This window comes from Aurantimonas manganoxydans SI85-9A1, from assembly GCF_000153465.1.
GTDB classification, from domain to species: Bacteria; Pseudomonadota; Alphaproteobacteria; order Rhizobiales; family Rhizobiaceae; genus Aurantimonas; species Aurantimonas manganoxydans.
Window position 1 is genome coordinate 764,514 of the sequence record NZ_CH672387.1, and the last position, 19,803, is coordinate 784,316.

Consider the following 19,803-nt stretch of genomic DNA (forward strand, 5'->3'; position numbering starts at 1 on the left):
CATTGCTGCCCAATTGCGCAGCTGCGCACAGAAACATGCAAGCAAGAGTAATATATCCGCCGCGAATCCGTCCCGTTGGCGCCGGTCCGGTCTGGTCCGGCTGCCTGTCAGTCACCGGACGGGCCGATCCGGGACGTGAAGCGGGGCCGCCCGCCAGGACAGCCCCGCACACTCATCGTCGGTCGCGACCCGCCCCGCTCAGCGCGCGTTGGCGAGCGCGATGGCGGTGTCGGACATGCGGTTGGAGAAGCCCCATTCGTTGTCGTACCAGGACAGGATGCGCACGAAGGTGCCGTCCATGACCTTGGTCTGGTCCATGTGGAAGACCGAGGAATGCGGGTCGTGGTTGAAGTCGCACGAGACGTTCGGGGCGTCGGTGTAGCCGAGAATGTTCTTCAGCGGGCCGTCGGCAGCGGTGCGGATGGCGCTCTGCACTTCCTCGACGGTGGTCTCGCGCTTGGCGATGAAGTTGAAGTCGACGACCGATACGTTGGGGGTCGGGACGCGGATGGCAACGCCGTCGAGGCGACCCTTGAGCTCGGGCATCACCAGCGCGACGGCCTTGGCGGCACCGGTGGACGTCGGGATCATCGACAGGGCAGCGGCGCGGCCGCGGTAGAGATCCTTGTGCATGGTGTCGAGCGTCGGCTGGTCGCCGGTATAGGAATGGATCGTCGTCATGAAGCCCTTGTCGATGCCGATGGCGTCGTTGAGGACCTTGGCGACCGGGGCCAGGCAGTTGGTCGTGCAGGAGGCGTTGGAGACGATCGTGTCGGCGGCGCTCAGCGTGTCGTGATTGACGCCGTAGACGATGGTCTTCTCGGCGCCGGCCGTACCGGAAAGGGGGCCAGAGATCAGCACCTTCTTCGCGCCGGCCTCCAGATGCGCCGAGGCCTTGGCCGGATCGGTGAAGATGCCGGTGCACTCGAGCGCGATGTCGACGCCGAGTTCCTTCCAGGGCAGGTTCTTCGGGTCGCGCTCGGCGGTCACGCGGATCGGGCCGCGGCCGACATCGATGGTGTTGCCGTCGACCGTGACGGTGCCCGGGAAGCGGCCATGGACGCTGTCGAAGCGGATCAGATGCGCATTGGTCTCGACCGGGCCCAGATCGTTGATGCCGACGACCTCGATGTCGGTGCGGCCGGATTCGATGATGGCACGCAGCACATTGCGGCCGATGCGGCCGAAGCCATTGATTGCAACGCGAACTGTCATGATCCGTCTCCTGTGGTGGCGCGCGGCCGTACCCGCCGGGCATCTCGTTCGCCATCGCCTCTACAGAAGCGGGCGGCCGGGATCAATATTGCCGGCGGTCAGCAATTCTTATGGCCCGGATGACTTTCCGTGATGACGGAAAGCGTCAGCTTTCCTCGGGCTCCGGGGCCAGACGCGCACGCACGGCCGCGACGACCGCTTCGGTGGTGATGCCGAAATGCTCGTAGAGCTCGGGCGCGGGGCCCGAGGCGCCGAAGCCGTCCATGCCGATGAAGATGCCGTTGCGGCCGACGAAATGATCCCAGCCCTGCCGCACACCGGCCTCGATGGCGACCTTGAGGCCGCCATTGTCGAGCATGGCGCTGCGGTATTCCGGGCTCTGCCGGTCGAACAGCTCGACGCAGGGCACGGAGACGACGCGGGTGGGGATCCCATCGGCTTCCAGGATGGTGCTGGCAGCCAGCGCGATCTGGACCTCGGAGCCGGTCGCATAGATCGTGACCTCGGCGTCGCCCGAGGTCGAGCTGATCTCATAGGCGCCGCGGGCGCTCTTGTTCTCGTCGTGCTGGTCGAGCCGGAGGGTCGGCAGGCTCTGGCGGCTGAGGGCGAGCACCGACGGCGCGTCACGCGATTCCAGCGCGAGCTGCCAGCATTCCAGCGTTTCCACCGCGTCGGCCGGGCGGAACACCTGCATGTTCGGCATGGCGCGCAGCGAGGCCAGGTGCTCGACCGGTTGGTGGGTCGGACCGTCCTCGCCGAGACCGATGGAATCATGGGTCAGCACATAGACGACCCGCAGCCCCATCAGGGCCGACAGGCGCATGGCGCCGCGGGCATAGTCGGAAAAAACGAGGAAGGTGCCACCATAGGGGATGATGCCGCCATGCAGGGCGAGGCCGTTCATCGCGGCGGCCATGCCATGTTCGCGGATGCCGTAATGGATGTAGCGGCCGGCATACTCGCCGGGCGCGATCGCGTCGGTCTGGCTGGTGCGGGTGTTGTTGGACCCGGTGAGGTCGGCCGAGCCGCCGATGGTCTCGACGACGACGGCGTTGAGAACCTCCAGCGCCAGCTCCGACGCCTTGCGGGTGGCGATCTCCGGCCGCTCCTCGTTGAAGCGCCGCTTGCAGCGCTGCAGCGCCTGGGTGAAGCCGCTGGGCAGGTCGCCGCGGACCCGGCGTTCGAACTCGCCGCGGGTCTCGGCGTCGATCTCGGCGAAGCGGCGCTCCCATTCCTTGCGGTGGGTCGAGGAGCGCAGGCCCGCCAGACGCCAGCGATCGAGGATCGCGGCGGGAATCTCGAACGGCTCGTGATCCCAGCCGAGCGCCTCGCGCATCTGGGCGATCTCGTCGGCGCCGAGCGGCGCGCCATGGGCCTTGGCGCTGCCGGCCTTGGTTGGGGCGCCGTGGCCGATGTTGGTCTTGCAGGCGATCAGGGTCGGGCGGTCGCTCCCTTGCGCGGCGGTAATGGCCTCGGCGATCGCCTCCTGGTCGTGGCCGTCGCAGCGCAGGGTGTTCCAGTTGCTGGCGGCAAAGCGCGCCATCTGGTCGGTGGAGTCCGACAGGGCGACGTCGCCATCGATGGTGATGCCGTTGTCGTCCCACAGCACGATCAGCTTCGACAGGCGCAGATGGCCGGCGAGTGCGATGGATTCCTGGCTGAGGCCCTCCATCAGGCAGCCGTCGCCGGCGAGCACATAGGTGCGGTGGTCGACGATCGCATCGCCGAAGCGGGCGTTCATGATCCGCTCGGCGAGCGCCATGCCGACGGCATTGCCCAGACCCTGGCCGAGCGGGCCGGTGGTCGTCTCGATGCCCTCGCAATGCTTGTATTCGGGATGGCCGGCGGTCTTCGAGCCGAGCTGGCGGAAGGCCTTGAGATCGTCGATGCCGACGCCGTCATAACCGAGCAGATAGAGCAGGCTGTAGAGCAGCATCGAGCCGTGGCCGGCCGAGAACACAAAGCGGTCGCGGTCGGCCCAGTGGGGGGCGCGCGGATCGAAGGTCAGGAATCGCGAGAACAGGACGGTGGCAATGTCGGCCGCACCCATGGGCAGGCCGGGATGACCGGAGTTTGCCGCTTCCACGGCGTCGGCCGACAGGAAGCGGATGGCATTCGCCATGTCGCGGTGCGTGTCGGGTGACGTCATGTTCTGCTCCGGTAGCGCTTGGAAGCGATGCGTTCCGGCGGTGCCGAGACCGGCGGCAAACATCATACGGGCATCGTGCTGTCAACAATGGCAAAGTCGCAGTTCGCGCCGCAGCCGCGCGGGCAGGGTGAGGCCATTCGCAAAGCGGGACGCTGCGAAAGCTCGGGACGAAGAGATTGCACCGCCCGAAAATCGCCTGCACTTTCGGCGGCAATGGTTTAGTGCTCCACATGGACATTCGCCGGCAAGAGACGGCGGCACATGATGGAAATGCGTTTGGGGACCGGTCCCGGCCGGTCGCGAGGGGAGATGGAGCCATGTCGGCCGAGGAGGGTTTCGAGGCGGCGCAACAGCGCCTTCGAACCGCGATCCAACGTCTCGACGATCTGGTCGAGCTGCGCCGTGAGCGGGAAGCCGCCGTGCGCGACGCCGAGGTCGAAATCCAGCGCATGACCGCCGATCGCGGTCGGCTGGCGAAGGAACTGGACACGGCGCTGGCGCGCGGCGAACGGCTGGACCGCGCCAATCGGGACGTCTCTCGGCGTCTGGTCGATGCGATGGAGCGCGTGCGCTCCGTCCTCGACCGGCACAAATCGGCTTAAGCGGGAGAGCGTCGCATGCCCCAAGTGGTCGTGACCATCGACGACAAGACCTATCGCATGGCCTGCGGTGATGGCGAGGAAGCCCACCTGACCAAGCTTGCGAAGGAAGTGGACCTGAAGATCGCCGGGCTGCGCGACAGTTTCGGGCAGATCGGCGATCTGCGGCTGACCGTCATGGCGGCGATCATGGCGACAGACGAGCTGGCGGAAGCAAGACGACGGATTGCCGACCTGGAATCGGGCATGGCCGCGAATGCGGCGCAGTCGGGTGAGAGCGAGGACAGCCTGAAGGCCGAACGGGCACGTTTCGTGGACACGCTGAACGAAGCCGCAGCGTCCTTGGAGCGGATCGGCAGCCATCTTGCCGAGAATTAAGGAAGTTCAATCAATTCAACCCGATGGCAGGATTGCTGCGGCACGGCGCGGCGCTACATCCCGGCGTCATGAGAGCTGACCTGTTCCTTCGCCTATTGCCGTCCCGCTGGCCGCGGCGCGCCGCAATCTTTCTGTCGCTCGTCGCGGGGCTGGCCCTGTCGGGGTGCGCGGCCGTTCTCAACGCGGCAACCAGCGGCGACGGCTATGGGGTGGTCAGCGACATCCCCTATGGCAGCGGCGAACGCGGCCGCTACGATCTCTACATTCCCGCGACCGTCACCGAGACGACGCCGCTGGTCGTCTTTATCTATGGCGGCAGCTGGGATTCGGGCGACAAGGAGACCTATCTCTTCGTCGGCCAGTCGCTGGCCAGCGCCGGCATCATCGTCGCGATTCCCGACTACCGGCTCTATCCCGAGGTTCGCTTTCCGGGCTTCGTCGAGGACGCTGCCGAGGCCACGGCGCGGGCGATCGCCGCGGTGCGCGGCGGGGCCTACGGCATGCCGGGCGGCGCGCACCCGGTCTTTCTGATGGGGCATTCGGCGGGTGCCGAGATCGCCGGCCTGCTGGCGACGAATGGCGAATGGCTGGCACGCGAAGGCGCGGCGATCGAGACGCTCGCCGGCTTCATCGGGCTCGCCGGACCCTACGACTTCCTGCCGCTGACCGAGGATCGCTACAAGCAGATCTTCACGGAAGAAACCCGCTCGGCCAGCCAGCCAGTGAACTTCGTCGACGGCGACGAACCGCCGATGCTGCTGATCGCCGGCGAGGACGACACCACCGTCGATCCGCAGAACACCCGCTCGCTGGCTGCCAAAATGCGCGCACAGGGCGGCGACGCGACGGACATCATCTATCCCGGCGTCGATCACATCGGAGCGATCACTTCTTTCGCCACGGCGCTACCAATGAACGACGAGACGATCCGCGACCGCACGCTGCTGTTCATCCGCGAGCGCAGCCATCAGGAGACTGCCCAGTGAGCGATCTTTCAGGCTACGGGAGCCGCGCGGCGCCCGGAACGACGCCGCTGGTCGGGCGATCGGTCACGGTCGAGCCGATCACCGACGATCGTCGGTTCGGTGAACTCTTCGCCGCCTACGGCCAGCCGGGCAACGAAACCCTCTTCGACTATCTGCCCTACGGGCCCTTCACGGACGCGGCGGCGTTCTTCGAATGGGCGAACCGCACCTACCTGTCCGGGGAGATGCTGTTCGATGCGCTGGTGCCGGCTAACAGCGGACGGGCCGAGGGGGTCGCCGCCCTGATGCGGATGGACCGGCCGAATGGCGTCATCGAAATCGGCCATATCTGCCTGGCGCCGTCGCTGAAGCGCACGGTCGCCGCGACAGAGGCGTTCTATCTGCTGATGGGGCGGGTTTTCGAAGACCTCGGCTACCGGCGCTTCGAGTGGAAATGCGACGATGGCAACGCGCCGTCCAAGCGCGCCGCGCTGCGGCTCGGCTTCACCCACGAGGGGCTCTTCCGCCAGCACATGATCGTTAAGGGACGCAACCGCGATACCGCCTGGTTCTCGATCCTCGACAGCGAGTGGCCGGCGTTGCGCGCTGGTTTCGAGGCGTGGCTGGCGCCGGAGAATTTCGACGACGCCGGAGGGCAACGGCGCAGTCTCGAAGACATGCGCCGTGCCGTCGTGGCGGATCGCTGATCAGGCCGTCCGGGCGAAGAAGAAACGCAGCATTTCGCGGCTGGCATCGGGGCCGTTCTGGTCGGTGTAGGTTCCGGCCGGACTGCCGCCGGACCATGCGTGGCCTGCGCCCCTGATCGTCCAGTTTTCCAGCACCGCGCGACCGTCGGGGTCGGTATGGATCGTGCGCTGCCAGGCGACATTGCCCGCGGCCCGGCCATTTTCGCTCGTAACGCTGAAGCGGTCGCCGGCGCTGGCCTGCGTGATGACGCTCTCGGCATTCGCTGGATGCACGGTCGTGTCGCCATCGCCATGGAAGACGATGGTCGGCACCACCTGCCGCGAGACCGGCACCGTGGCGACGTTCGCGCCCTGCATGGCGGCGAAGGCCGAGGCCATGTCGCGCGCCGCGCCACGCGCCAGCCCCGAATGGACGCCGACGGCTGCGTAGAGCTCGGGATAGACAGCGCCCATGATCGCCGCGGCAGCGCCGCCTGCGGAGAGGCCGGCGACATAGACCCGGCCCGGATCCACTGCATGCTCGGTCATGATCTCCCGGGTGATGCCGGCAATGAGCGACGGTTCGCCCTGTTCGCGCATCTGGTCGGCGGCTGAGAACCAGTTCCAGCATTTCTTGACGTTCGCCGCCTTGGACTGGGCCGGATAGGCGACGAGGAAGCCCTGTTCTTCGGCCAGTTCGTTCATGCGGGTCCCGGCGGCGAAATCGTCCGGCGACTGGGTGCAGCCATGCAGCATCACGACCAGCGGCACCGGGCCCGTGGGAAGGCTGGTCGGGACATAGAGCTTGTAGTCACGGCTGCCGGCGACGGCGCTGTAGCGGCGCGTCCGGAAGCGCGGATCGTCCTGGGCAGGCTTGGCCCTGGCCCTGCGGAAACGCGACTGTGCCGGTGCGGGTGTCTGCGACGCGGTGGCGTCGGCAGCGTTGCCGAACATCGCGCCCAGCATCGATCGGGCGACTTCGCCGGGATCGGGCATGGCGGTGTCGCCATTGGCAGTCTGTGGCGCCTTGGCGGCGTCGGACGCGCCGGTCTGGCCCCTGCGCAGCAGCGCCATCGCCTCGCGCAGGCGGCCGTTGCGGGTCAGGCGCGTGACTTCCGCCATGTCGGACTGAGAGGGGATATGCATGGGCTCGATCCTTTGCTGCCGCGCCGCGCCACCATCGAGACCTCAGGTCTCAGCAATGGTGTGTGGCTTCGGGGAGGGACGGGGCGGACAATCCTTCGATCGTCACACGCGCGTCGGTCTCCCGCGGCCAATGGATCGTGCTTCACATCACCATTCGCCAGAGCGGTAAATGGAAGGGTGGCCAGGCCGGTTCAATGGCCGGATGCTGCATTGCAGCAAAAACTCTCGCCGGGCATGCGCTGGCGAGCGTGCATCTGCGCGCGCCGGGCCGGTTGGGGCGACGCGTTGCCGTGAGGATATGGATGAGGGATGCGCGAAGGAGCGCGTTCCCATCAGCCGCGCGAACGGACGATCGTCACCATGGCTTCGGACGGATAGATGGATTCGTAGAGGACGCCGTCGCCAGGCATGAAGCGGAGGACCGTCTGGCCATCGCTGTCGGCCAGTTCCAGCGAGCCGTCGCTGCTGGAGCGCCAGAGGGCGACATTCTGCAGATCGGGCGAGCCGGCGCAGTCGGGGCCGATGGGTGCTGGGGCGAAATGCCGTGCCGCGCTCTCGGGCGTCGCCATCTTGCAGGTCACGCCGCTGCGCAGGTCGATCAGTCGGATCGCGGCCGGACGCGACGTGTCGCTGGCGGCGGGCGCGATGGAGGCCGTGGTCATGGGATCGAGCCGCGCATCGATGACCGTCGCGCCGGTGAAGGCATCGGACGCAGGCGTCAGGGCGCCCTGCATGTGCGCGATGACTAGTGCGGCGGCAATTCCGGCGCCAAGAGCGGTTGCGGCGAAGTTCATGGAGGGCCCTTTTCTTCGTCAGGACCCATTATGATGCGAACAACCTTAAGCGAAGGTTGATGACCAGCATCGAATTTAGGAATGTGTTCAGGTCTGGTTCGGCACCGCACCCTTCGACGAGTGCGGTGCCGCATGACTCAGCCCTTGCGGGCGATGCCGGCCTCGACCGATTCGGAGACCGGGGTCACCGGCGCGCGGCCGGAGAACCATTCGACCAGATTGCCGACGACCAGCTTGCCCATCTCGGCGCGGGTGTGACGCGAGGCCGAGCCGACATGCGGCAGGAGCACGGTGTTCGGCAGCGCCTTCAGCCGCTCGGGCACATGCGGCTCCTTTTCGAAGACGTCGAGCCCGGCGCCGCGGATCGTGCCGTTCTCCAGCGCCTCGATCAGCGCCGGCTCGTCCACAGTGGTGCCGCGGCCGATATTGACCAGGATACCGTCGGAGCCGAGCGCCTTCAGGACCTCGGCGTTGACCGCCTTTTCGGTCGACGCACCACCCGGGGCCGCCACGATCAGCGTGTCGACGGACTTCGCAAGGCTCAGAAGGTCGGCGTGATAGGGATAGGCCACGTCGTCGCGCTTCGACCGGTTGTGGTATTCGATCTTGACGTCGAAGCCTTCCAGGCGGCGGGCAATGGCAAGGCCGATGCGGCCGAGGCCCATGATGCCGGCCGTGCGCCCGCGCAGGGTCGTCTGGGTCAGCGGGTACGGGCCCTCGCTCTCCCACTTGCCCTCGCGCAGGTGACGCTCGGCGGCGCCGAGTTCGCGCGTCGTCATCAGGACGAGGGCGAGGGTGATGTCGGCCACCTCCTCGGTGAGGACCTCCGGCGTGTTGGTGACGACGACGCCCTTCTTGGTGGCATGGGCCGTGTCGACGCCGTCATAGCCGACGCCGAAATTGGCGATCAGCTCGAGATTCGGGAGCGCATCGATCATCGCGGCGGGCACCTGGCCCATCTGCGCGATGCCGCGGATCGCCTGGCGGCGCTCTTCCGACAGATCCTCCAGCTTGCGGCCGGCGAGATGCTCCACGTCGAACGTCGCCTTCAGGGTATCCAGCGTATCGGGGTTCATCTTGCCGGGGACCAGGATGGTAACGGCGGACAGGTCTGACATGTAAGCTTCCTCTTCTGCTTGTTGTCGTTGGAAAGGTGAAACCCGGACAGGCTCAGTCGGGCCAGTTGTAGTCGCTGGACTGGCGGACACGGAGCTCGGGGGTAATGAGGATGGTCTCGTCGGCGGCGGGCTGACCCGCCAGACGGGCCAGCAGCGCTTCGGCGGCGCGCCGGCCCACCTCGCTCTGGCCGTTCGACACGGTGCACAAAGGCGGGGTGGCGATCGCCGCCTCGTCGATGTCGTCATAGCCGGTCACCGCGATATCGACGCCGGGACGCAGCCCGGCCCGCGACAGGCCGTACATGAAGCCGAGGGCGACGAGGTCGGAGAAACAGGCCGCGGCCGTCGGGCGGTTGTCGATCTGAAGGAAGGTCGCGGCGGCGTCGAAGCCGGAATGCCGGTTGCGCGGCCCCTCGATCCGCCATTCGGGGCGGAATTCGATGCCGGCGCGCTCCAGCGCAGCCAGATATCCAGCCTCGCGATCGCGGCCGGTGGAGGTCAGCGCCGTGCCGCCGATCATGGCGATGCGCCGATGGCCGAGGGCCACCAGATGATCGACCGCCAACCCCATGCCGTAGGAATCGTCGCCGCGAAAGCCGAGGACGCCCGAGCCCTCGACCGTGCGGGCGATCAGCGTGACCGGCAGGTCGTTCTCCTCGGGAAGGCGGATGTCGCTGGCCGGTGTGCCGATCGCCGGCGACAGGATCAGCCCGTCGGCGCCCAGCTGCAGCAGCGTGTCGACGAAGGAGCGCTGCTTGGCGAGGTCGTCGTGGTGGTTGCACAGGATGAAGGTCTGGCGCTGCCGATCCAGCTCGTTCTCGACGGATTTCAGGATCTCGCCGAAGAACGGGTTCATGATGTCGTGGACGCAGACACCGACGATGCCCGAGCGCGAGGTGCGCAGCGAGGCAGCGCGGCGATTGTAGATGTAGCCGAGATCACGGGCCGCGCATTTGATCCGCTCGCGGGTGACCTCGGCCACCAGCGGACTGTCGCGCAGCGCCAGCGAGACTGTCGCCGTCGACAGGCCCAGCGAATCGGCAATCGTCGAAAGTTTGACCTTTTGCGCCACTTACGCGGGCTCCTCCCGACGCCCAGTCGATCTATGGCCCAGACTGGCCGCCACGCAAAGCCCGCAGATGTCGTTGCAGGAGGGAATGGTTGCGTCAGTCATCGTCCTCGGCGGTGGAACTGGAGCCGGCAGGCGCCGGGGCGGCATTGCCGAGATTGGCGGTGACGCGTTCGAGGAGCTTGCGCAGGGTCTTGCGCTCCTTGTTGGAAAATCCCTTCAGCGCATCGCGCTCGACCCGCTTGCGGGACTTGCCCACCGCGTCGACGAGCGCCGCGCCGCGTTCGGTCAGGTGGGCGTGATTCTGCCGGCCGTCGCTGTTGGAGAGGCGCTTTTCGACGAGGCCCTGCGCCGCCAGCCGGGTTACAGTCTTGGTGATGGTGGGCGGGCGTACGGACAGGCGTTCGGCCAGATCGCGCAGGGAAATCCCGTCTTCCTCGCCGATCGCCAGCAGGACAGCATCCTGGCCGGGATAGACGTCGAGCAGCGCCAGGCGCTGGGACAGGGCCGTGCGCGCCCCGCGCGCCGCCAGGCTCAACTGCGTCGTCACGGAGCGTTTGCCGGTTTTCTTGCTGGCCATGGAACCCCGATCCGGTTTCACGGGAGCAAAAATGACGAAGCCCCGCTATGTTGTCCACCTTGTTGGCCGCTGCGCAGTGGCTTGTCGACCCTTGCGGAGGAATGATGCGGCGTCGCTACGAGGAGATGACAACGACGGAGATGAGTGCCGAAGGCGCCAGTCTCGCCGATGCCGTCGCCGTGGTCCCGATCGCGGCCATCGAGCAGCACGGGCCGCATCTGCCGCTCGGAACCGACGCGATTCTGGCCGATGCGATGGTCGATGCGGTGATCGCGCGCCTGCCGGAAGACCGGCCGGTGACCTTCCTGCCGACATTGCGGATCGGCAAATCCTGCGAACATGCGGCCTTTCCCGGCACGCTCAGCCATGAGTGGCAGACCGCGACGTCGGCGCTGATCGAGGTCGGGGCGAGCCTGGCCGCTGCCGGGTTCCGGCGGCTGGTGATCGTCAACGCCCATGGCGGCAACACGCCGGTGATGGACACGGCGGCCCTTGAACTGCGCCGCCGCCACGGGCTTCTGGTCGCGACCTGCTCCTGGCTGCGCTTCGGCTACCCCGACGGCCTTCTGCCACCGGAAGAGATTGCCTCGGGCATTCATGGCGGTGCGGTCGAGACCGCGCTGATGCTGCATTTGCGCCCCGACATGGTCCGGCGGGAGGCGATCGCGGCCTTCGATTCGCTGCAGGACGAGCTCGGCGGTTCCGCGGCCCATCTGAGGGCCCATGGCCGGATCGGCTTCGGGTGGATGGCGCAGGATCTCAACCCGGCCGGCGTCGTCGGCGATGCCCGGCTGGCGACGGCCGAGATCGGCGCCGCCATCGCCGCGCATCAGGCCGACGCCTTCACCGCGTTTCTCGACGACGTCCTCGCCTTCGATCCGGCGCGGCTCGCCTGATTTTCGCCGCCGGTGGCGAGTTGCCTTCGGGCGCTGACCACCCCCGTGCATTCTCGCTGCTTGGCGCCTATATCGTGCCCGACCCAAGACGGAGAGCTTCCATGTCCGATACGCCCAGCGTGACGCCCGACCAGATTCCCGTGACCGTCCTCACCGGTTATCTCGGCTCCGGCAAGACGACGCTCCTCAACCGCATCCTCTCGGAAGACCACGGCAAGCGCTATGCCGTCATCGTCAACGAATTCGGCGAGATCGGCATCGACAACGATCTGATCGTGGAATCCGACGAGGAAATCTACGAGATGAACAATGGCTGCGTGTGCTGCACGGTGCGCGGCGATCTCGTGCGGGTGGTGGAAGGGCTGACCCGGCGCAAGGGCCGCTTCGATGCGATCATCGTCGAGACCACGGGGCTCGCCGATCCGGTGCCGGTGGCGCAGACCTTCTTCATGGACGAGGACGTGCGCTCCAAGACCCAGCTCGATGCGGTGATCGCGCTGGTCGATGCCAAGCACCTGCCGCTGCGGCTGAAGGATTCGCGCGAGGCCGAGGACCAGATCGCCTTCGCCGACGTGGTGCTGCTCAACAAGACCGATCTCGTGACCCCGGACGAACTGGCCGCCGTCGAGGCGACCGTGCGGGCGATCAACCCCTATGCCGTCATCCACCGCACCGAGCGCGCCGGCATCGACCTGAAGCGTGTCCTCGGGCAGGGGGCGTTCGATCTGAAGCGCGTGCTCGACGCCGATCCGGAGTTCCTGACGGAAGCGGAACAAGTCCACGACGAGACCTGCGGCCCGGATTGCGGCCATGACCACGATCACGGGCATCACCACCACGGCGATGGCCATGACCACTCCGGCCATGACCATGCGGGCCACGATCACGGCCATCATCACCATGGCAAGGTCGCCGAGTTGCACGACGTGACCGTGACCTCGGTGTCGCTGCGCGGCGCGGCGCTCGATCCGAAGAAGTTCTTCCCCTGGATCCAGGCGCTCACCCAGGAGCAGGGGCCGAACATCCTGCGGCTGAAGGGCATCATTGCCTTCGAGGACGACCCGGAGCGCTATGTCGTGCAGGGCGTCCACATGATCGTCGAGGGCGACCACCAGCGCCCCTGGCGCGACGACGAAAAGCGCGAGAGCCGGCTGGTGTTCATCGGTCGCAATCTCGACGCCGACGAATTGTCGGCGGAGTTCGAAGCCTGTTCCGCCCGCCAGCGGGCCGATGCCTGATGCCGTCCATTGCGTCCTATGATTTCGGCGACTTCGTCGAGACCGCGGTCTTTCTGAAGGACCAGGCGGTCTTCGCCGTCGCGGACGGTACGGTGCGGTTTCCGGCTGGCGGCGACCGGACGGTGGAAGCCCATGCCGGCGGCCTCTTGACCGCGCGGCTCGACCGCTATGCGCCGCGTCTTCTGACCGGCGGCGAGGACGGTCGGGTGCTCGCCATTTCTGCGGACGGCGCGGTCGAGGAACTCGCCTCCATCGGTCGCAAATGGATCGACGCGGTGGCCGGGGGGCCGAAGAACACGGTCGGCTTCGCGTCCGGCAAGACCGCCTATGTGCGGCTCGGCGCCGGGGAACTGAAGGAAATCCGCCACGAGCGCACCGTCGAGGACATTGCCTTCGCCCCCAAGGGCGTGCGCGCGGCGACCGCCCATTATGACGGCGCCTCGATGTTCTTTCCCGCCACCGGCGCAGCACCGACCGCGCTGGAATGGAAGGGCGCGCATCTGGGCGTCGACTTCTCCCCCGAGGGGCGCTTCCTGGTCACCACCATGCAGGAGAATGCCCTGCATGGCTGGCGGATCGAGGACGGCAAGCACATGCGGATGACCGGCTATCCTTCCAAGGTGAAGGACTGGTCCTGGTCGGCCAAGGGCAAGTTCCTGGCGACCTCCGGGGCACCGGCGGCGATCCTGTGGCCGTTCTCCGGCAAGGACGGGCCGATGGGCAAGGCGCCCCTGGAACTCGGCACCCGTGGCGACACGATGGTCACGGCCGTCGCCTGTCACCCGGCCGAGGACATGATGGCAATCGGCTATGGCGACGGCATGGTGCTGGCGGTGCGTTTCGCCGACGCAAAGGAAGCGCTGCTGCGCCGTGGCGGCGCCAGCCCGGTGCGGACCCTGGCATGGGACGCAAAGGGCGAGCGGCTGGCCTTCGGCAGCGAGGGCGGCGAAGCCGGGATCATCGACATCGCCGGCTGATCCCGGACGCAGTTCACATATCGCCGTCAGATGGCGTTGGGGCTGTCGGCCTCGGCCATGTCGCTGCTGATATCGGCGGAGATCGTGCAGACGAGACCGTCAGGCTTATAGTCGATGGTCACCTCTCCGCCGAACTCGGCGGCCATGGCCTGCTCGATCAGCCGCGAACCGAAGCCCCGGGTCGCCGGCGTTTCGACGACAGGACCGTCCATCTCGCGCCAGACGAAGCTGAGGTGCTTCTGTCCTGCCTGGTGCGCCAGCTCCCATTGGATCGCCACACGCCCGGTATCGTTGGACAGCGAGCCGTATTTGATCGCATTGGTCGCCAACTCGTGCAGACCCAGCGCTAGGGCGAGACTCTGGCGCGCCGTCAGCCGAAGATCGGGGCCGGACGCGACGATGCGGGTGTTGTCTTCGGCCGAATGGGTTTTGAGCGAATTGTCGACGATGGCCGCGATGGGGGCCGAGGTCCAGCTGGTTTGGGTCAGGATGTCGTGGGCGTGGCCGAGCGCGATCAGCCGCGCCGAGAAGGCGGCCAGCCCGTCCTGAACGTTCGCCGCGCGGCGCAGGGTCTGGTTGGCCAGCGCATTGACCATGGCAAGGGTGTTCTTGACCCGGTGTTGCAGTTCCCGGGTCAAAAGGAGCTGGCGTTCCTCGGCTTCCTTCTCGTCGGTCACGTCGCGCACGGCGCCGACGAAGCGCGTGGTGGCACCGCCCTCGACGATGGTCTGGCCGTTCGCCTTGACGTGCCGGACGACGCCGTCCTCGTGGCCGATCGTGCGATAGACGACGTCGAAGATGCCGTTCGAGCCAGGGTCGAGGACCCGTTCGACGGTCGCGGCGACGCGTTCGCGATCGTCGGGATGCAGCCCGTCCAGGAAGCTGGTCTCGTAGGTGACCGGCACGCCGGGCGACAGGCCGAAGATCGTCCGGCATCGATCGTCCCAGACCAGCGCGCCGGTGCGGGCGTCGTAATCGAAGGTGCCGATCTGGGCGGCTTCCTGCGCAAGCCGCAGCCGTGTCTCCGTCTCGATCAGGCTCTGCTCGGCGCGTCGGCGCTGACTGAAGGCCCAGGCCCGGTTGAGAACCTCCCGGATGAAGGCGATCTCTTCCTCGAGCCAGCGGCGCGGTGTGCCGGAGTGCAGATAGAGCAGAACCTTGACCGTCTGGTTCTCGATGACGGCGAGGTTGACCAGCGACCGCACCTGGATGGCGGCCCAGGCCGCCGCCTGTTCCGGGACCAGCGAGTAGTCGGCCGTATCTTCGATAACGACGATGCCGGAATGCAGTTCGTCGAGGAACTGCTGGCCGTAATGGGCCAGCGGATAGCGTCCGGACAGGGGCGGCGTGCGCCGGTCGTTCCACTCGCCGAGAATGCGGGCGGACATGTCCTGTGAATCCACAGTGGCATAGCCGACCCGGCACGCGCCGAGCGTCTCGCCTAGGATCTGCAAGGCCTTCAGCGTGGCGCTGCCGGCGCCTTCGCTGCGGGCGAGCTCGTCGCTCAGCCGCAGCAGCGCGGCCTGGCGGATTTCGCGCGTGCGCTCGACGGTGCGGTCGACGATCGCCCCAGGCAGGCGAACCGCGCGGCCCTGCGCGTCTGTGAAGCAGCGGCCCCTCGCAAAGATCCAGTGGCTGTCGCCGTTCAGGTCGACGGTTCGGTATTCCTGCGCAAAGCTGCCGCATTCCTCGACTGCGACGGTGATCGCCGCCGAGACGCGCTCGCGATCCTCGTGATGGATGCCAGCGATGAAGTCGCTAACCTGCAGCCCTCTTTCGCCCTGCTCGGGGTCGAGGCCGAACAGCCGCGTGAAGCGCGAATCGGCATAGACGACGTCGCCGACGATGTCCCAGTCCCAGGTGCCGACGAGGTCGGAGGCTTCGAGCGCCAGCCGCAACCGTTCGCGGCTGGCTTCCAGTTCCTCGCGTTCGGCGACTTCGCGGGTCTTGTCGCGCAGGATCTTGAGGAAGCCCGCCGGCGTGTCGTCATCCCCCAGCAGCGGCATCATCTCGCCGCTGGCGAAGAAGCGTGTTCCGTCCGAACGCAGATGCCAGCGATTGTCCTGGGCCTTTCCGCGGTCCAGCGACAGCCGCATCTCCTTGGCGGGAACGCCGGCCTCGACGTCTTCCGGGGTGAATATCCTGGCGATCGGCTGGCCGATCATGTCCGCCTCGGTCCAACCGAGGACCCGTTCTGCCGCGTCGTTCCAGGTCGAGATCAGGCCATCGAGGTCGGCGACGATCATGGCGTGATCGACGGCGCTCTCGACGATCAGGCGGTAGCGGGCTTCAGTGCCGTGCAGTGTGCGCTTGAGCGCGGCGATCTCGTCACGGGCGCTATCGAGCTCCGGCTGGACGCCGGACTCGCGCTCGTCGAGCCTGCGGCGCAGCTCTTCGTTCTCGGCCAGGAGGGCGGCCACCCGGTCTTCATCTGCGAACGCCATGCCGCCCAATCTGCGCACCGGAAACCGGCGCGAGGGAAGGTCCCCTCCGAAACGCCATCTGTTTCGCTTACGTTCTATCGTATCGCATTTCCGCAATAGTCGGACAAGCAACTAATGAAGGCAAGGGCCTCATTTCAAACGACAATTCGCTCAGGCGATGGCTGCCCGCGTAGCCTCAGGCAACGTCGGCAAGAAGCAGCTGGCTGCTCGCCTGCGCCGTCAGTGCCGGGGGACCGGCCGGGGCGATGATGCCGGACGCACCACGGAGATGGTCCGGCGCGAGTTCGAGCGCCAGAAGGCGCCGCGACTCGAAGGGGCCCGGCATGGCCAGCGCCGCGGTGGCGTCGGCGCAAAAGCCGAAACGCGCGTAATATTCCGGATCGCCGACCAGCACGATCGCGTCGTGGCCAAGCCTTGCGGCTTCGGCGATCGCGTGGCGCATCAGGGCCGCCCCGATGCCGGTTCCGGCAAGCTGCGGATCGACGGCCAGCGGCCCGAGCAACAGCGCCGGGACGGGGCTGCCATCGCGGGCACCGGCCTCGATGTTCCACAGGCGCACCGTGCCCATCAGCGAGCCGTCGCCGGCGGTCGCGCTGAAGGCGAGGCCTTCGGCCGGCAAGCGACCCTGACGGATCGCTTCCGACGATTTGCGCGTGCGACCCGGGCCCATCGCCCGGTCGAGAAGCGCCTCGCGCGCGTCGATCTGGTGGGGCTGTTCGGCGCCGATGGCGAACAGCCGGGCGGCATTCTCGAAGGCAGCGGCGTGCGGAAAAGCGGACATGAAAACCCCCACGACATGGAAGGAGGCGAACAGGAGCGGAGCCGGAGATCGGGCGACGCGCGTTGAAACCCCGGCGCCGCGGCGCCGGGTCAGCTTCGGAGTTCCAGGCTCCGCCGTCGGGTGGAGAGCATCATCGCGGCGCTCAGATCACGTAGGACCGCAACGGCTCGAAGCCGTTGAAGGCGACCGAGGCGTAGGTCGTCGTGTAGGCGCCGGTGCCCTCGATCAGCACCTCGTCGCCGACCGTCAGAGCGAGCGGCAGCGGGTAGGGGGTCTTTTCGTAGAGGACGTCGGCCGAATCGCAGGTCGGGCCGGCGATCACGCAGGGCTCCGTCGCGCCGCCATCATGCCGGGTGACGATCGGGTAGCGGATCGCCTCGTCCATGGTCTCGGCGAGACCGCCGAACTTGCCGATGTCGAGATAGACCCAGCGATTGGCGTCGGTGTCGGACTTCTTCGACACCAGCACGACCTCGGCCTTCACCACGCCGGCGTCGCCGACCATGCCGCGGCCCGGCTCGATGATCGTCTCGGGCAGGCGGTTGCCGAAATGCGTGCGCAGGCTGGCGAAGATCGCGCGGCCGTATTCGGCGGCTGCCGGCACGTCCTTGAGATAGCGGGTCGGGAAGCCGCCGCCCATGTTGACCAGGGTCAGGACGATGCCCTTCTCGGCCAGCGCCTCGAACACGAAGCGCGCATCGGCGATGGCCGCATCCCAAGCGCCGGTGTCGGTCTGCTGCGAGCCGACATGGAAGGACACGCCGGTGGCGACGAGGCCGAGGGCGTTGGCATGGACGAGCACGTCGATCGCCATGTCCGGGACGCAGCCGAACTTGCGCGACAGCGGCCATTCGGCGCCCTCGCCATCGGTCAGGACACGGCAGAAGACGCGGGCGCCGGGCGCCGCACGGGCGACCTTCTCGACTTCCTCGACGCAATCGACGGCGAAGAGCGCCACACCGAGCTGATGGGCGCGGGCGATGTCGCGCTCCTTCTTGATGGTGTTGCCGTAGGAGATGCGACGCGGCGTGGCGCCGGCGTTCAGTGCCATCTCGACTTCGGCAACCGAAGCGCAGTCGAAGTTCGAGCCGAGACCGGCGAGCAGCTTCAGCACTTCGGGGGCCGGGTTCGCCTTGACGGCGTAGAAGATCGCGGAGTCCGGCAGCGCCTTGCGGAAGGCGTTGAAATTGTCCTCGACGATGTCGAGGTCGACGATGAGGCAGGGGCCGTCGGGGCGTCGGGTGGCGAGGAAGTCGAGGATGCGCTGCGTGGCCATTGGGTCTCTCCCATGGTCCCGGCCGTCACGGACCGGGCAATCGATGGTGTGCGCACGCACAGGCCCGCGATGGCCGCCGAGAAGGCTGCCGCAGCGGTCCCTTGCGAGACGCGACGATGACCGGCTGCAAGCGCTACGCGCCGTTGCCGGGTAAAGTCTGCCATGGATTGGAGGGCTTGGACCCGCCGCACTTCAGGCAATGATGGTGTGCCTCTTCAGTTTTCCCGGCGGTGGAGACCAGGAGAGACCAGAAAGGCCCGGACCGTCGTTGCTTCAAGGCGTCCACGATTTCGCCAGCAGCGAAACCGACTGGATCGTCAGATCCAGGTACCGTCCCGGCAACCCTCGCATTCGAGGACCGGGGGACGCCCACAGGCACGTGCGACTTGGGGCAAGGCGAGACCTATGCCCGGGATTCGTCATATGCAAGTGGAAAAAGGTCCCGGAGTTGATTTTTGGTCCGGTCCGATCAAGGAAGGGGGCCGGCCGCCGATCGGCAGCAGCGACGCCAAGCCTTCAGAAGGTGCACCATGGATACTCTGACGCGGATGCGCGCCTTCATCTCGGTCGTGGAAAACGAGGGGTTCTCGGCGGCGGCCCGCAAGACCGGGCGATCCAAGGCCCTGCTGTCGAAATATGTCCGCGAGCTGGAAGACGAACTCGGGGCGCTGCTGATCAACCGCACGACGCGGCAGATCGCGCTGACCGCCGCCGGCGAAGTCTATCTGTCGCGCGCCTCGGCGATCCTGTCGGATCTGGAAAGCCTCAACGAGGAGGCCCGCGAGGCGACGGGCGAAGCCAAGGGGACGATCCGGGTCTCGGCGGCCCGTACCTTCGGCGACGCGGAACTCGGCCTCAGCCTCGTCGACTTCGCCAAGGAGCATCCCGATATCGGGCTCGACATCCATCTGGACGACAGCTTCGTCAATCTGGTGGAGGAGGGGTTCGACGTCGCGATCCGCATGACGCGCCTGGCCGATTCCGCAATGATCGCCCGCCGGCTGGCCTCGCTCGACTTCGCCATCGTGGCGAGCCCGGAATTGCTGCAGCGTCTCGGGCGGCCGAATCACCCCTCGCAGATTGCCGGCTATCCTGCCGTCATCGATTCCAATTCGCGGATGTTCTCCAACTGGGTCTTCCGCGATCCGCAGACCAAGGAAACCATCCCGGTGACGGTATCTGGCCAGTTCACCGCGAACAGCCCGGTGACCGTGCGGGCCGCGGCTATCGCCGGGCTCGGCCTGGCGCTCAGCCCGACCTTCGTCGTCCGGCGCGATCTGGAAAGCGGCCGGCTGGTGACGGTGCTCGACGATTACATGCCGAGCGAGGCCGGCATCTATGCCGTGTTCCCGCATCGCCGGCATCTGCCGGCCCGCGTGCGCCTGTTCGTCGACTACCTCGCCAACTGGTTCAAGAAATGCGATTCCCGGCGCCTGCAGGGCCTCAGCTGCGACGACCGGACCTGACGCCGGACCGTCGCAAGAGCATTTTT

At 67.1% G+C, this 19,803-nt stretch carries 18 protein-coding genes; 8 read left to right on the forward strand and 10 right to left on the reverse strand.

The genetic code is table 11. From position 1 onward, the window contains the following. Positions 1 to 198: 198 nt before the first annotated feature. The gene (gap, locus tag SI859A1_RS03675; protein WP_009208512.1) at positions 199 to 1,215 is read right to left on the reverse strand and encodes a type I glyceraldehyde-3-phosphate dehydrogenase; all 1,017 of its coding nucleotides are present in this window, start codon (positions 1,213 to 1,215) and stop codon (positions 199 to 201) included. Between the two features lie 145 nt (positions 1,216 to 1,360). After that, a complete protein-coding gene (gene tkt / locus SI859A1_RS03680; protein WP_040326249.1) occupies positions 1,361 to 3,364 on the reverse strand; it encodes a transketolase in 2,004 nt (667 codons plus the stop codon). 317 nt (positions 3,365 to 3,681) lie between these two features. Between tkt and SI859A1_RS03685 the strand changes: the two genes are divergently transcribed. The 4 genes from SI859A1_RS03685 to SI859A1_RS03700 all read left to right on the forward strand — a co-directional run bounded on the left by SI859A1_RS03685 (position 3,682) and on the right by SI859A1_RS03700 (position 6,013). Continuing rightward, entirely contained in the window at positions 3,682 to 3,966 is a 285-nt protein-coding gene (locus tag SI859A1_RS03685) for a DUF4164 domain-containing protein (protein WP_024349073.1), read from the forward strand. A 15-nt stretch (positions 3,967 to 3,981) separates the two neighbouring features. Then, on the forward strand, positions 3,982 to 4,341 hold the full coding sequence (locus tag SI859A1_RS03690) for a cell division protein ZapA (protein ID WP_009208515.1): 360 nt from the start codon (positions 3,982 to 3,984) through the stop codon (positions 4,339 to 4,341). 68 nt (positions 4,342 to 4,409) lie between these two features. Beyond that, on the forward strand, positions 4,410 to 5,327 hold the full coding sequence (locus SI859A1_RS03695; RefSeq protein ID WP_148233933.1) for an alpha/beta hydrolase: 918 nt from the start codon (positions 4,410 to 4,412) through the stop codon (positions 5,325 to 5,327). Next, positions 5,324 to 6,013, forward strand: a complete 690-nt coding sequence (locus SI859A1_RS03700; protein ID WP_009208517.1) for a GNAT family N-acetyltransferase — start codon at positions 5,324 to 5,326, stop codon at positions 6,011 to 6,013. The genes SI859A1_RS03695 and SI859A1_RS03700 overlap by 4 nt, the downstream gene beginning before the upstream one ends. Here the strand turns inward: SI859A1_RS03700 and SI859A1_RS03705 are convergent, their stop codons facing one another. The 5 genes from SI859A1_RS03705 to SI859A1_RS03725 form a co-directional block, all read right to left on the reverse strand. Further along, positions 6,014 to 7,138, reverse strand: coding sequence for an extracellular catalytic domain type 1 short-chain-length polyhydroxyalkanoate depolymerase (locus SI859A1_RS03705; protein ID WP_009208518.1), 1,125 nt, complete (start codon positions 7,136 to 7,138; stop codon positions 6,014 to 6,016). 332 nt (positions 7,139 to 7,470) lie between these two features. Next, a complete protein-coding gene (locus SI859A1_RS03710) occupies positions 7,471 to 7,932 on the reverse strand; it encodes a hypothetical protein (protein ID WP_040325178.1) in 462 nt (153 codons plus the stop codon). Positions 7,933 to 8,069: 137 nt separating this feature from the next. Next, the gene (locus SI859A1_RS03715) at positions 8,070 to 9,050 is read right to left on the reverse strand and encodes a 2-hydroxyacid dehydrogenase (protein ID WP_009208520.1); all 981 of its coding nucleotides are present in this window, start codon (positions 9,048 to 9,050) and stop codon (positions 8,070 to 8,072) included. A gap of 52 nt (positions 9,051 to 9,102) precedes the next feature. Further along, positions 9,103 to 10,122: a LacI family DNA-binding transcriptional regulator gene (locus tag SI859A1_RS03720; RefSeq protein WP_009208521.1), complete on the reverse strand. Its 1,020-nt coding sequence runs from the start codon at positions 10,120 to 10,122 to the stop codon at positions 9,103 to 9,105. Positions 10,123 to 10,216: 94 nt separating this feature from the next. Beyond that, positions 10,217 to 10,699 (reverse strand): MarR family winged helix-turn-helix transcriptional regulator, encoded by a 483-nt coding sequence (locus SI859A1_RS03725; RefSeq protein WP_024349065.1) that lies wholly within the window; start codon positions 10,697 to 10,699, stop codon positions 10,217 to 10,219. 104 nt (positions 10,700 to 10,803) lie between these two features. Here SI859A1_RS03725 and SI859A1_RS03730 point away from each other — a divergent pair, with 104 nt between their 5' ends. From SI859A1_RS03730 to SI859A1_RS03740, 3 genes are all read left to right on the forward strand, one after another. Beyond that, the gene (locus tag SI859A1_RS03730) at positions 10,804 to 11,595 is read left to right on the forward strand and encodes a creatininase family protein (RefSeq protein ID WP_244400892.1); all 792 of its coding nucleotides are present in this window, start codon (positions 10,804 to 10,806) and stop codon (positions 11,593 to 11,595) included. Between the two features lie 101 nt (positions 11,596 to 11,696). Next, positions 11,697 to 12,833: a CobW family GTP-binding protein gene (locus SI859A1_RS03735; protein ID WP_009208524.1), complete on the forward strand. Its 1,137-nt coding sequence runs from the start codon at positions 11,697 to 11,699 to the stop codon at positions 12,831 to 12,833. Further along, a complete protein-coding gene (locus SI859A1_RS03740; RefSeq protein ID WP_009208525.1) occupies positions 12,833 to 13,810 on the forward strand; it encodes a WD40 repeat domain-containing protein in 978 nt (325 codons plus the stop codon). The genes SI859A1_RS03735 and SI859A1_RS03740 overlap by 1 nt, the downstream gene beginning before the upstream one ends. A gap of 26 nt (positions 13,811 to 13,836) precedes the next feature. On the opposite strand, the gene SI859A1_RS03745 is transcribed toward SI859A1_RS03740, so the two are convergent. From SI859A1_RS03745 to SI859A1_RS03755, 3 genes are all read right to left on the reverse strand, one after another. Continuing rightward, positions 13,837 to 16,254 (reverse strand): PAS domain-containing sensor histidine kinase, encoded by a 2,418-nt coding sequence (locus SI859A1_RS03745; protein ID WP_148233719.1) that lies wholly within the window; start codon positions 16,252 to 16,254, stop codon positions 13,837 to 13,839. Positions 16,255 to 16,429: 175 nt separating this feature from the next. Next, complete coding sequence (locus tag SI859A1_RS03750; RefSeq protein ID WP_050767663.1) at positions 16,430 to 17,035, reverse strand: GNAT family N-acetyltransferase; 606 nt, start codon at positions 17,033 to 17,035, stop codon at positions 16,430 to 16,432. A 142-nt stretch (positions 17,036 to 17,177) separates the two neighbouring features. Next, positions 17,178 to 18,311, reverse strand: a complete 1,134-nt coding sequence (locus tag SI859A1_RS03755; RefSeq protein WP_009208528.1) for a type III PLP-dependent enzyme — start codon at positions 18,309 to 18,311, stop codon at positions 17,178 to 17,180. A 530-nt stretch (positions 18,312 to 18,841) separates the two neighbouring features. Between SI859A1_RS03755 and SI859A1_RS03760 the strand changes: the two genes are divergently transcribed. Beyond that, positions 18,842 to 19,777, forward strand: a complete 936-nt coding sequence (locus SI859A1_RS03760) for a LysR family transcriptional regulator (RefSeq protein ID WP_009208530.1) — start codon at positions 18,842 to 18,844, stop codon at positions 19,775 to 19,777. The last annotated feature ends 26 nt before the right edge of the window (positions 19,778 to 19,803 follow it).

Excerpts from the sequence above, each read along its gene's own strand:
- gap (WP_009208512.1), bottom strand. The coding sequence starts at position 1,215 with ATGACAGTTCGCGTTGCAATCAATGGCTTCGGCCGCATCGGCCGCAAT.
- tkt (WP_040326249.1), bottom strand. The coding sequence starts at position 3,364 with ATGACGTCACCCGACACGCACCGCGACATGGCGAATGCCATCCGCTTC.
- SI859A1_RS03685 (WP_024349073.1), top strand. The coding sequence starts at position 3,682 with ATGTCGGCCGAGGAGGGTTTCGAGGCGGCGCAACAGCGCCTTCGAACC.
- SI859A1_RS03690 (WP_009208515.1), top strand. The coding sequence starts at position 3,982 with ATGCCCCAAGTGGTCGTGACCATCGACGACAAGACCTATCGCATGGCC.
- SI859A1_RS03695 (WP_148233933.1), top strand. The coding sequence starts at position 4,410 with ATGAGAGCTGACCTGTTCCTTCGCCTATTGCCGTCCCGCTGGCCGCGG.
- SI859A1_RS03705 (WP_009208518.1), bottom strand. The coding sequence starts at position 7,138 with ATGCATATCCCCTCTCAGTCCGACATGGCGGAAGTCACGCGCCTGACC.
- SI859A1_RS03710 (WP_040325178.1), bottom strand. The coding sequence starts at position 7,932 with ATGAACTTCGCCGCAACCGCTCTTGGCGCCGGAATTGCCGCCGCACTA.
- SI859A1_RS03715 (WP_009208520.1), bottom strand. The coding sequence starts at position 9,050 with ATGTCAGACCTGTCCGCCGTTACCATCCTGGTCCCCGGCAAGATGAAC.
- SI859A1_RS03725 (WP_024349065.1), bottom strand. The coding sequence starts at position 10,699 with ATGGCCAGCAAGAAAACCGGCAAACGCTCCGTGACGACGCAGTTGAGC.
- SI859A1_RS03730 (WP_244400892.1), top strand. The coding sequence starts at position 10,804 with ATGCGGCGTCGCTACGAGGAGATGACAACGACGGAGATGAGTGCCGAA.
- SI859A1_RS03735 (WP_009208524.1), top strand. The coding sequence starts at position 11,697 with ATGTCCGATACGCCCAGCGTGACGCCCGACCAGATTCCCGTGACCGTC.
- SI859A1_RS03740 (WP_009208525.1), top strand. The coding sequence starts at position 12,833 with ATGCCGTCCATTGCGTCCTATGATTTCGGCGACTTCGTCGAGACCGCG.
- SI859A1_RS03745 (WP_148233719.1), bottom strand. The coding sequence starts at position 16,254 with ATGGCGTTCGCAGATGAAGACCGGGTGGCCGCCCTCCTGGCCGAGAAC.
- SI859A1_RS03750 (WP_050767663.1), bottom strand. The coding sequence starts at position 17,035 with ATGTCCGCTTTTCCGCACGCCGCTGCCTTCGAGAATGCCGCCCGGCTG.
- SI859A1_RS03755 (WP_009208528.1), bottom strand. The coding sequence starts at position 18,311 with ATGGCCACGCAGCGCATCCTCGACTTCCTCGCCACCCGACGCCCCGAC.
- SI859A1_RS03760 (WP_009208530.1), top strand. The coding sequence starts at position 18,842 with ATGGATACTCTGACGCGGATGCGCGCCTTCATCTCGGTCGTGGAAAAC.